Genomic DNA, 10,853 nt, shown 5'->3' on the forward strand with positions numbered 1-10,853 from the left:
GCTCGGCTGCAGAGGGTATCCATGGTGAGGCGAGCGGTCACCCATCAGTGTCTTCACCCCAGCTCTCGCCGGGTGTCGGACCCTCTGGAAGAGTGTGCGCAAGCACTGCGCAAGGGGTAAGGGGCTGTCGCGATGACGGAGACCGGTGGATCGTCCGGGCCGGAAGGCACCGAGACGCCGAAGCCGCAGGAAGACACACCGACGCCGCCGCAAGGGGAAAGGTCCTCCGCACCGGTGCCGGAGCAGCAATGGCAGTCCCCGTCAGGGGCGACTCCGCCGCCTCCGCCCCCGCCGCCGTCCTATCAGCCGCAGGTGCCGCAGCCGAACTGGAAGGTCGGCCTCGGCAGGCCGGGGGTCATCCCGCTGCGCCCGCTGAACCTGACCGACATCCTCGACGGCGCGATCACGGCGATGCGCCGGTACTGGCGCATGGTCTTCGGCGCCGCCGCGGTGACCGCCGTGCTCACCGCGGCCATCAACCTGGTCGGGCTGCTGCTGATCGACACCGGCGCCGACCTCGAGCGGGTGCGCGATCTCGGCCCCGCGGCCACCGACCAGGAACTGATGAACCAGATGCTGAGCATCCTGGGCGGGACGCTGGCGTCCTCGTTCATCACCCTCGTCGCCACCCTGCTCGGGACGACCGTCCTCACCGGATTCCTGACCGTCCTGATGGGCAAGGCCGTGCTGGGCAAGCCGGTCACTTTCAAGGAGGCCATGAAGGAGGCGACGCCGCGGCTGCTGCCGCTGCTCGGCCTGACCGTGCTCTACACGCTGGCGATCATGGTCGCGGCGATCTTCTGCCTGCTGCCCGCGATCATCCCGTTCACCTTCTGGGCGCTGGCCAGCCCGGCGTTCATCCTGGAGCGCGGCACCGTGATGGAGGCGTTCCGCCGCTCGGTGAAGCTGGTTTCGGGGATGTTCTGGCGGGTCTTCGGGATCCTGCTGCTGGCCACCGTGATCTCCTCGTTCCTGGCGTCGATCATCACGCTGCCGTTCAGCTTCAGCGCGTTCATGTCGATCTTCGGCAATCTGGACCAGGTGTACATCCCGTCGACCGGTGACCTGATCCTGCAGTCGGTTGGCACCGTGGTCGCGCAGACGATCGTCGGGCCGTTCACCGCGCTGGTCACCGTGATCCTCTACATCGACCAGCGCATGCGCCGCGAGGGCATGGACATCGAACTGGCCCGCGCGGCCGGGATCACGCCGCCGCCTCCGCCCCAGGCATGGTGACGCCCTTCCTCACCGACGTCCCGGTCGACATCGACCGGGACACCGCCCGGCTGCGTGCCGCCGAGGAACTTTCGGGTTCGGCGTACCAGGCCGCGAAACCGAGTTGGCTCTCCGAAGCCTTCAGCTGGGTCCTCGAAAAGCTGCTGAGTTTCTTCGACACCGTCGACAGCGCCGTGCCCGGCGGGATCTTCGCCGTGGTGCTGCTGCTCGTCGTGCTGATCGTGCTGATCGTGGTGATCCGGCTGCGGTCCGGTCCCCTGGCGGCGTCGGCCAGGGCCGAGCGGGCCGTGTTCGCCGGGCGGCGCAAGGCCTCCCGCGAACACCGTGTGGCGGCCGAGGCGGCCGCGGCCCGGGGCGACTTCGACGACGCCGTCCGCGAGATCTTCCGCGCCGTGGTGCGGTCCTTGGAGGAACGGGCGCTGCTGGACGAGAAGTCCGGCCGGACGGCCGACGAGGCCGCCCTCGAAGCCGGGCGGCTGCTCCCGGACGTCGCCGACGCCCTGCGTGCCGGCGCCCGGCTGTTCGACGATGTCCACTATGGAGGGATACCGGCCACCGAGTCCGGCTACCGCTCACTGTCCGAATTGGACGAACGCTGCCGCCGTTCGCGGCCCGTCGCGCTGGCGGCCGGATGACCTCGGTCTCGCCCGACGCCCGGCGGATCTGGCGCGGGGTACGGCTCCCGCTCGCGGTCGTCGTCCTCATCGTGCTGACCGGCACACTGGTGGTCCTCGCCCGCGGGGAGCAGACCACCGGCGCGCTCGAACCGGGTTCGTACGAGCCCGGCGGCGGCCGCGCGCTGGCGACCCTGCTGGAACGGGAAGGCGTCAAGATCCCGGTGGTGCGCACCGCCGCCGCGGCCAAGGGGGTCGCGAGGGACGCGACCGTCCTGATCACCCAGCCCGCCTACGTGCCCAAGGAGACCTTCGTCGAAATCCGGCGGAGCGCCCGGCATGTCGTGCTGGTGCGGCCGAGTCCCGGCACGCTCGACGAAGTCCTCCCCGGGGTGCGGGCGACAGGCCAGCTCGAAACCAAGACCCGGGCCCCGGACTGCCAGGCGGTGGATCCCGTCGCGGCGGGCGGCGCGACGATGGGCGGCGTGAAGTACGCGGCGACGCAGCCGCGAGCCCAGGAATGTTACGGCGGCTCGTATCTCGAAGTCCCGGGTCCACAAGGGACGGTGACGGTGCTCGGCACGCCCGAACCGCTGACCAACGAGTGGCTCGCGGACGAGGGCAACGCGGCGCTCGCGATGCGGCTGCTCGGGAAACACGAGCGGCTGGTCTGGTATCTGCCGACGCCGGCGGATCCGTCGCTCGAAGCGGAGAAGAAGCCGTTGTCCGAACTGATCCCGGCGGGCTGGTCGTACGCGGCCCTGCAGGCCGGGATCGCGGTGATCCTGCTGGCGCTGTGGCGGTCGAGGAGACTGGGGCCGGTGGTGTCCGAGCCGATCCCGGTCGTGGTGCGCGCGGCCGAGGCCACCGAGGGACGGGCCCGGTTGTATCGCAAGGCGAAGGCCGCCGCGCACGCCGGGGAGACCTTGCGTGAGGCGGCCCGCGCGCGGCTTCGGCCGTTGCTGGGGCTGACCCGCGACGCCGAACCCGCGGCACTGGTGCAGACCGTCGCCGCGCGGACCGGCCGGGCCCCGGCCGAGGTCGGCGCGCTGCTGTACGGGGATCCGCCCGCCGACGACGCCGCGCTGGTGCGGCTGGGGGNNCCCGCCGACGACGCCGCGCTGGTGCGGCTGGCGGACGGACTCGACGTCGTGGAACGAGAGGTGGAGCGGTCTTGAGTACCGAACAGTCCGGGCAGCCCGCCCGAACCCCGCAGCCCGCACAGTCCGCACATTCCGCACAGTCCGGTGTGGACGGTGCGGTCGAGGCGCGGGCGGCGCTGATCGCCCTGCGCGCCGAGGTCGGGAAGGCCGTGGTCGGCAACGACGCGGCCGTCACCGGGCTCATCATCGCGTTGCTGTGCCGGGGACACGTGCTGCTCGAAGGCGTTCCTGGCGTGGCGAAGACGTTGCTCGTACGGGCCCTGGCCGCGGCGCTGGACCTGGAGACGACCCGGGTGCAGTTCACCCCGGACCTGATGCCGGGCGACATCACCGGCTCGATCGTCTACGACGCGCACAGCGGCGAGTTCTCCTTCCGCGAGGGCCCGGTGTTCACCAACCTGCTGCTGGCCGACGAGATCAACCGCACGCCGCCGAAAACGCAGTCGGCCCTGCTGGAGGCGATGGAGGAGCGGCAGGTCTCCAGCGACGGCAAGACCCGGCCGCTGCCCGATCCGTTCATCGTCGTAGCGACGCAGAACCCGGTCGAATACGAAGGCACGTACCCGCTTCCCGAGGCCCAGCTGGACCGGTTCCTGCTGAAGCTGACCATGCCGACGCCGTCGCGCGACGAAGAGTTCGGCATCCTTTCCCGGCACGCACAGGGTTTCGACCCGCGGAACCTGACCGCGGCCGGGATCACCCCGGTCGCCGGGATCGCCGAACTGGAGGCGGCGCGGCGCGCGGTCGCCGGGGTCACCGTCCGGCCGGAGGTGCTCGCCTACATCGTCGACGTCTGCCGGGCGACGCGGGAACTGCCGTCCGTGCGCATCGGTGTCTCGCCGCGTGGCGCGACCGCGCTGCTGGCGGCGACGCGGGCGTGGGCGTGGCTCGCGGGCCGCGACTACGCCACCCCGGACGACGTCAAAGCCCTGGCGCGGCCGTCCTTGCGGCACCGGCTCGATCTGCGGCCCGAGGCCGAACTCGAAGGCGCGACCGCCGACGGCGTACTGGACCGCGTCCTCGCGTCCGTGCCCGTTCCACGCTGATGGCCGTCACCGGCAGGCTCGGGCTGCTGGCGCTCCTCGCGGCGCCGGTGGTCGGCCTCCTGCTGCCCGGCTGGGCCGGGATCGGGCTGGCCGCCGCGGTGCTGCTTCTGCTGGTGGTACTGGATCTCCTGCTCGCCGGGAGTGTGCGGCGGCTGCGGTTCGCGCGGTCCGGCGCGACTTCCGTCCGGCTGGGGGAGGCCTGCGAGGTCACGCTGACCGTGGCCAATCCCGGTGGCCGTCCGGTGCGCGCGAAGCTGCGGGACGCCTGGCCGCCCAGCGCCGGCGCGGAGGATCGGCACCGCTTGTCCCTGCCCGCGGGCGAACGCCGCGTCGTGACCACCCGGCTCCTGCCGACCCGGCGCGGCGACCGGCGGGCGGCCAGGGTCACCGTCCGGTCGGTCGGGCCGCTGGGACTCGCGGCACGGCAGGGTTCGCACGACGTGCCGTGGACCGTGCGGGTGCTGCCGCCGTTCCACAGCCGTAAGCATCTGCCGTCGCGGCTGGCGCGGCTGCAGCAGCTCGACGGCCGCAACGCGGTGCTGATCCGGGGCCAGGGCACGGAATTCGACTCGTTGCGCGAGTACGTGATCGGCGACGACGTCCGGTCGATCGACTGGCGTGCCTCGGCGCGCGCGTCCGACGTCATGGTGCGGACCTGGCGTCCCGAACGCGACCGGCAGGTGGTGCTGGTCCTCGATACCGGCCGCGTCTCGGCGGGCAGGGTGGGGGACGCGCCGCGGCTCGACGCGGCGATGGACGCGGCCCTGCTGCTGGCCGTACTCGCCGCGCGGGCGGGTGACCGCGTCGACCTCTTCGCCTACGACCGCCAGGTCCAGGCCGCGGTCCAAGGATCGACGGATCTGTTGCCCGCCTTGGTGAACGCGATGGCGCCGCTCGAACCGTCGCTCATCGAGACCGACGCGCGCGGCATGGTCGCGGAGGTGCTGCGGCGGACCCGGCGGCGCGCGCTGGTCGTCCTGCTGACCGGACTGGACGCGGCGCCGCTGGAGGAAGGCCTGTTCCCGGTGCTGTCGAAGCTGACTTCGCGGCACCAGCTGGTGGTCGCGTCGGTGGCCGACCCGCGGGTGGCCGAGATGGCGGCGGGCCGTGGTGACGCGGAGGCCGTCTACGACGCGGCCGCGGCCGAGCGGGTGCTGGCCGAACGGCGTCAGGTCACCGCGCGGCTGGCGCGGCACGGGGTCGAGGTCGTCGACGCCGTACCGGAGGACCTGCCGCCGCGGCTGGCCGACCGGTATCTCGCGCTGAAGGCGGCCGGGCGTCTCTGAAGTTCCGAGGCGCTGAACCCGATGGTGTGGTGCCGGTTGGCGCCGGGCGTCGCGGGCTGTTAGGTCGGAGAGGGATCCAGACCGACAGGATTGGGGTTCGGCTTGCGCAGGATCGTGCTGTTGTTCGCGTTGCTCCCCTTCGTACTGCTCGTGGCCCCCGCCTCGGCGCAACCGGCGGGCACGCCTGTCTACCTCGCGGAAGGCGGCGGAATCCTTTCGCTGGCCGCGGCCGACGGGAAGCCCGTCCTCGCCGACGCGAAGGACGCCGGGGCGCAGTGGGTGTACGACAAGGCGGCGCTTTCGTACAAACATGTCGCGAGTGGACAGTGCCTGGCGGCGATCAGCCCGGTCGACGGCGTCGGGGTCAAACTCGTGGCCTGCGACGGCAAGGACCGCTACCAGCAGTGGCGCCGCAACGCCGGACTGCCCGGCCTGGTCCTGCTGGCGAACGTGGCCACCGCGCGCTGCCTGACCGCGGAGACGCCGACGGCCGGATCGCGGCTGTATCAGGAGGTCTGCTCGCTGCCGGGACTGGCCAACACCTGGGCCGCCGGGGTGCGGACGCTCGCGATCCTGTCCGGCAACGGGCAGCGGCTGTCGACGAAGACGCCCGGGCAGCCGTTCACCGTCCGGGTGATCGGGGAGAACGGCCAGCCCGCGCCCGACGTGCCGGTGAACTTCTTCGTCCGCGCCGCGCGGCCGAAGAACGTGCTGGTCTTCGAGGGAGGTGCCGAGACGGCGTCCGCGAAGACCGGTGCCGACGGGGCGGCGTCGAGTCCGAAGATCGTCCTGACCGAACCCGGCGAATTCGAGATCCGGTTCGCGGGCAGCGCGAGCCTGGAGGACGGGAACAGCATCGCCTTCGAGGGCAGCTGCACCTGCTGAACCGGGCTCGTGAGTGGTAATGACGGTTCTAACCGTCATTACCACTCACGAGACCTGGTCAGCCTGGCGGCGCGAACGGGTTCTCCGGGACGGGCTCCGGCGGACTGGCCGGTGCGGTCGGCTGCGGATACCGATCGGCTTGTGGGGGCTGCGTCGCCTGCAAGGGTTGCGGCTGCTGGACGGCCTGTGGGTAGTGCGCGGGCGGCGCGTGCTGGACAGCGGGTCGCAGCTTCGCCTGATCCCGCCGCCGTCGCTCGGCCAGCACCGCCGACAGGTACGCCCACGACGGCACGCCCGGCGGCACCGGCGTCCCGATCACGCCCGCGACCTGCTGCGCGAGCCCGTATCCGAGGGCTTCGGCCGCTTCGGGACGCAGCTCGCTCGTGCGGCTCAGGTACTGGCGGACGGCCAGCGCGAGCTCGTTCGGCAACCGGGTCAGATCCAGCTGCGAAGCCCAGTACGCGAGCTGTGGCGGCATCCCGACGTAAGGCGTCCGGGAAGCGGGCATGCGTTCGCGGATCACCAGGGTGCCGGCTAGGTAGTCGCCCACGCGGCGGCCGTTGGTCGACAGCAGCGAGGTGACCACCGCCACCACGCCGAGCAGGCCCAGCGCCCAGAAGTCGATGAAGAACCCGGCGAGCCCGCGGACCAGCGCGTGCCGGAACCGGACCGGACCGCCGTCGGTGCGGACCACCCGCAGCCCGAGCGCCATCTTCCCGAGCGTCCGGCCCCGGCTGAGCGTCTCGAAGATCACCGGGTAGCCGACCATGATCAGCACGAGGGTCACGAGGAACAGGGTCACCGCCAGCGCGTCGTCACCGAACGCCGCGACCTGGCTCAGTACCAGCACCGCGACGAACAACGTGAACAGCTGTAGGGCGACGTCGATCATCATGGCGAGCCCGCGGCTGGCCAGCTTCGCCGCGCGCACGTCCAGGACGACGGCTTCGCCGGTGACGAGTTCGGACTCTTGTTCCACCCGGCAAGCGTAGTGACGAATAGGCTGGGCGACCAAGGACGATCGCCGGGAGGGCTCCGAGTTGGACGTGGACGTGTTCGTCGCCGCGCACCAGGCCGAATGGGACCGCCTGCGTGACCTCGTCGGCCGCGCCGGGAAGCTCAGCGGCCCGGACGCCGACGAGCTGGTGACGCTGTACCAGCGGGTCGCGACGCATCTTTCGATCATCCGCTCGGTCGCGCCCGATCCCGTGCTCGTCGCGCACCTGTCCGGCCTGGTCGCGAAGGCCCGCTCGGCCGTCACGGGCTCGCACAGCCCCGCCTGGCGCGAGGTCGGCCTGTTCTTCACCCGGCGGTTCCCCGCGGCGCTGTACCTGAGCAGGCGCTGGTGGCTCGCGTCGGCGGCGGCGTCGATCGCGGTGATGGCGATCGCGGCGGTGTGGATCGCCGGTGACCCCCAGGTGCTCGCGTCGCTGGCCTCGCCGGAGGAGTTCAAGGATCTGACCGCGCCGGGCGGCAAGTACGAGACGTACTACTCGTCCGATCCCGCGGGTTCCTTCGCGGCGCGCGTGTGGACCAACAACGCGTGGGTGGCCGCGACCTGTCTGTTCCTCGGCGTGGTGCTGGGCGTCCCGGTGATCTACGCGCTCTGGGCGAACTCGCTGAACCTGGCGATCGGCGCGGCGCTGATGTCCTCGGCCGGACGGCTCGACGTGTTCTTCGGCCTGATCCTGCCCCACGGCCTGCTGGAGCTGACCGCGGTGTTCGTCGCGGCCGGGACGGGGCTGAAGCTCGGCTGGACGGTCATCGACCCGGGCCGCCGCTCCCGGACCGCGGCGCTCGGCGAACAGGGCCGGTCGGTCGTGGTGATGGCGCTGGGGCTGACCGTGGTGTTGCTGATCTCCGGCGTGATCGAGGGTTTCGTGACGCCGTCGGGCCTGCCGACCTGGGCGCGGATCGGAATCGGCGTCATCGCCGAGGTCGCGTTCTTGCTCTACGTGTTCGTGGTCGGGCGAAAGGCCGCGAAAGCGGGGGAAACGGGTGATGTCGACTGGCGATACGCTGGAGATTCTCGACCGGAAGCCGGCTGAACTGGTTAGCTGCCCCCATGGGGAGAAAACGTTTACGCGGGTTCGCGATCATCGTCCTGTCCCTGCTCGCCTCGACGCTCCTGGTCGGCGCGTCCCAGGCTCAGACGTCGTCCGCGCCGCTGGGCAAACAGAACTGGGTGGTGAGCGTCGGCGGATTCCGCACCGACGCCGACCGCAATTACGTCCGGCTCGGCTATCTCGTGTTCAACCAGGCCGACAACACCGTCGCGCACAATTTCTGGACCTGGAACCAGGCGGATCGCCCCGTTCCGGTCAACAGTGGCGACGTCTACTACTGCGGTGGCCCGGCGCCGGGCTCCAATCCCCGCAACAACTGCCCGATCAAAACCGCGCCAGGCTTCACCGGTGCACCGAACGGCCACTTCACCGGCACCTACACCGAGAATTCCGGGAAGGTGGCCATCACCTGGACCAGCAGCACCATCGACGGCACCACCACACCCGTGAACCTCGGGGAGACGTGGGCGGTTTCGGAGGCGCGGCCGGGTCTCGGCCGGATGAGCCTGGTCAGCGACACCTACTCGATCACGAGCGGTATCGCCTACGGCAGCAACACCTCCCTCGCGCAGACCAGCAAAGCCCCGATGAGCACGGTTCGCGCGACCCAGCGGTCGTATCTGCTCGAAGGACAGGGAGTGAACCACCGGGCGATCACCACCTGGACCCGCGGTGGCAGCGGCGCGCTGGGCGTCGGCCCCGCGTGGAACAACTGCGACGACGGCTCGTGCCTGGGATACGTGCAATACGACTCCGGGTGCGCTCCGACCTCCTGCTGTCTCCCCGGTGCCGGTTACGAGGCGTGCGCAAAGAAGATCATCGACACCGGCGACCGGCGGTTCTACTACCTGAGCGACGCCTTCGGCGGACGGCGCAACAGCTACGAGTTCTGGTGCGAATGCCTGTCCTACAACGGTTGCTATGTCGGCAACAGCCACGTCCGCCCGCTGCTGCAGGTGATCGACGACGCGGGGGCGTTCCAGGGCTGGGTCGGCGCCGAGGTCAGTCCCGACCGGAGCGACCCTCGTGATCCGGCGGGCGAGTACTACGCGAGTTTCGCCCTGGTCGCCTAGCCGTCCGGTCCGGATTGCTCGTGAGTGGTAATGACGGTTAGAACCGTCATTACCACTCACGAGGCAGCCGGGTCAGGACACGTCGGAGGAGTTCGCCGCCCACGTGTTGCACTGCGCCATCCGGTTCTTCTGCGCGCCGTGCTGCCACCACGAGATCGCGTGCGCGTCGGTGCCGTGGTCGCGCGGGCCGCCGTTGTGGTCGCCGCGGTCCTGCGAACCCCACGCGTCCCGGTACATCGCCTGATCGACCGAGCCGCCGCGGCCCACTGTCGAGCCGAGGAACGTCCCGGAAAGACACTGCGCCGAAAGCTCGTTCCGGCGCGACATCTCCAGTCCCGCCGCCGAGTCGACACCGGCGTCGTACCGCGCGTCCCAGTAGGCCTCCATGACCCCGGAGAGCGCTTGGACGTGGTGCGCGTACTCATGCGCGAAGACCGCCAGGTAGACCCCGGGCTTGTTGCCGTACTGATCGGCCTGGAGCCCTTCGTACGGCATGTACAGCGTTTCGTTCTGTGAACAGTAGAACGCCGCCACCGCACCGCCGCTGGCGTCGCCGCACGGGCTCGACCAGTTCTTGCCGGAGGGGTACTTCACGGTCGGGACCCGGAACGGAAGCTTCGTGTAGCTCATGACCTGCTGCCACACGCTGTCCAGACAGGGGCGCGCGCTTTCGAAGAACGCCGACGACGCGCTCGGGTTGCTCGCCCAGCGCGAGAGGTTGCACGCCTGGTTCGGCAGGCCGACGTCGGGATCGAGCCACAGCGGGTTGTCCGCCAGCTTGTGCTGCGCCTGCGGACCGGACGGCGCCCGGCTGGCCGAGGTCTCGCGGGACGAGCCGGTCGACGTCTCGCGCGTGCCGGTCGAGTCGCGCGAACTGGTGGCGGTCGTCGTCGACGTGTCGCTGGAGGTGGTCGTGGTCGTCGAGTAGTCCGAAGAGGACGTCGTCGGGTACGCGCCGCTCGTGTACCCGGCGTCCGCGACGTGGTGCGAGCCGCTGTTCGCGATGGCGATCACCATGATCAGCCCGCCCATCACCGCCATCACGGCCACGATCGCGACGGCCGCGATGACACCGCCGTTCGACTTCTTCGGGTGATATCCCCCGTAAGGCGCGAACGCGGGCTGCGCGAAACGCGGGCCGTAGGGAAGCTGCGGCGGGCCGACGGCGCTGGGCTGGAACGGCATCGGGGCACCGATCCGCGGCGGCGGCAGGGGAGCCGCACCCGGTGGGGGCAGCGGCATCCCGCCGCTCGGCGGGCCCGGCCGGTACGGCGGCGGGATCGGCGTCGGCTGTGAGATCGGCGGCCGTCCGGCACCAGGAGGACCCTGGTGCCCCGGCTGCCCGGGGCGGCCGGGCGGAACCGGTGGAACAGGGCCACCACCGGGGCCCGGCCGGTTCGGCGGCGGCACCGGCGGCCTGCTCTGCGGGCCACCGCGCGGCGGCAGCGGCCGCGCGCCCGGCGGCGGCAGCGGACGGCCGCCCT

General features: G+C 71.2%; 10 protein-coding genes. 8 read left to right on the forward strand and 2 right to left on the reverse strand.

What is annotated here, in order from left to right:
• Nucleotides 1-132: 132 nt before the first annotated feature.
• The 6 genes from L324_RS30405 (at nucleotide 133) to L324_RS30430 (ending at nucleotide 6,230) form a co-directional block, all read left to right on the forward strand.
• A complete protein-coding gene (locus tag L324_RS30405; protein WP_037316463.1) occupies nucleotides 133-1,236 on the forward strand; it encodes a DUF7847 domain-containing protein in 1,104 nt (367 codons plus the stop codon).
• Nucleotides 1,230-1,871, forward strand: a complete 642-nt coding sequence (locus tag L324_RS30410; RefSeq protein WP_037316467.1) for a DUF4129 domain-containing protein — start codon at nucleotides 1,230-1,232, stop codon at nucleotides 1,869-1,871. The genes L324_RS30405 and L324_RS30410 overlap by 7 nt, the downstream gene beginning before the upstream one ends.
• Nucleotides 1,868-3,028: a DUF4350 domain-containing protein gene (locus L324_RS30415; protein WP_037316470.1), complete on the forward strand. Its 1,161-nt coding sequence runs from the start codon at nucleotides 1,868-1,870 to the stop codon at nucleotides 3,026-3,028. The genes L324_RS30410 and L324_RS30415 overlap by 4 nt, the downstream gene beginning before the upstream one ends.
• A gap of 71 nt (nucleotides 3,029-3,099) precedes the next feature.
• Complete coding sequence (locus L324_RS30420; RefSeq protein WP_037316689.1) at nucleotides 3,100-4,059, forward strand: AAA family ATPase; 960 nt, start codon at nucleotides 3,100-3,102, stop codon at nucleotides 4,057-4,059.
• A complete protein-coding gene (locus L324_RS30425; RefSeq protein WP_037316473.1) occupies nucleotides 4,059-5,345 on the forward strand; it encodes a DUF58 domain-containing protein in 1,287 nt (428 codons plus the stop codon). Before L324_RS30420 ends, L324_RS30425 begins: the two co-directional genes overlap by 1 nt.
• A gap of 102 nt (nucleotides 5,346-5,447) precedes the next feature.
• A complete protein-coding gene (locus tag L324_RS30430) occupies nucleotides 5,448-6,230 on the forward strand; it encodes a hypothetical protein (protein ID WP_037316692.1) in 783 nt (260 codons plus the stop codon).
• A 58-nt stretch (nucleotides 6,231-6,288) separates the two neighbouring features.
• Here L324_RS30430 and L324_RS30435 read toward each other — a convergent pair whose 3' ends face one another.
• Nucleotides 6,289-7,209, reverse strand: coding sequence for an RDD family protein (locus tag L324_RS30435; RefSeq protein WP_037316476.1), 921 nt, complete (start codon nucleotides 7,207-7,209; stop codon nucleotides 6,289-6,291).
• A gap of 61 nt (nucleotides 7,210-7,270) precedes the next feature.
• Here L324_RS30435 and L324_RS30440 point away from each other — a divergent pair, with 61 nt between their 5' ends.
• Nucleotides 7,271-8,278 carry a stage II sporulation protein M gene (locus L324_RS30440; RefSeq protein ID WP_037316479.1) on the forward strand — a complete coding sequence of 336 codons (1,008 nt, stop codon included), beginning with the start codon at nucleotides 7,271-7,273 and terminating at the stop codon, nucleotides 8,276-8,278.
• 17 nt (nucleotides 8,279-8,295) lie between these two features.
• Nucleotides 8,296-9,369 carry a hypothetical protein gene (locus L324_RS30445; protein ID WP_037316482.1) on the forward strand — a complete coding sequence of 358 codons (1,074 nt, stop codon included), beginning with the start codon at nucleotides 8,296-8,298 and terminating at the stop codon, nucleotides 9,367-9,369.
• Nucleotides 9,370-9,441: 72 nt separating this feature from the next.
• Here L324_RS30445 and L324_RS30450 read toward each other — a convergent pair.
• Nucleotides 9,442-10,853, reverse strand: a 1,412-nt coding sequence (locus L324_RS30450; protein ID WP_438938468.1) for a neutral zinc metallopeptidase, incomplete at its 5' end; no start/stop codon positions are given.

The organism is Amycolatopsis orientalis DSM 40040 = KCTC 9412 (genome assembly GCF_000478275.1).
Classification (GTDB): domain Bacteria; phylum Actinomycetota; class Actinomycetes; order Mycobacteriales; family Pseudonocardiaceae; genus Amycolatopsis; species Amycolatopsis orientalis.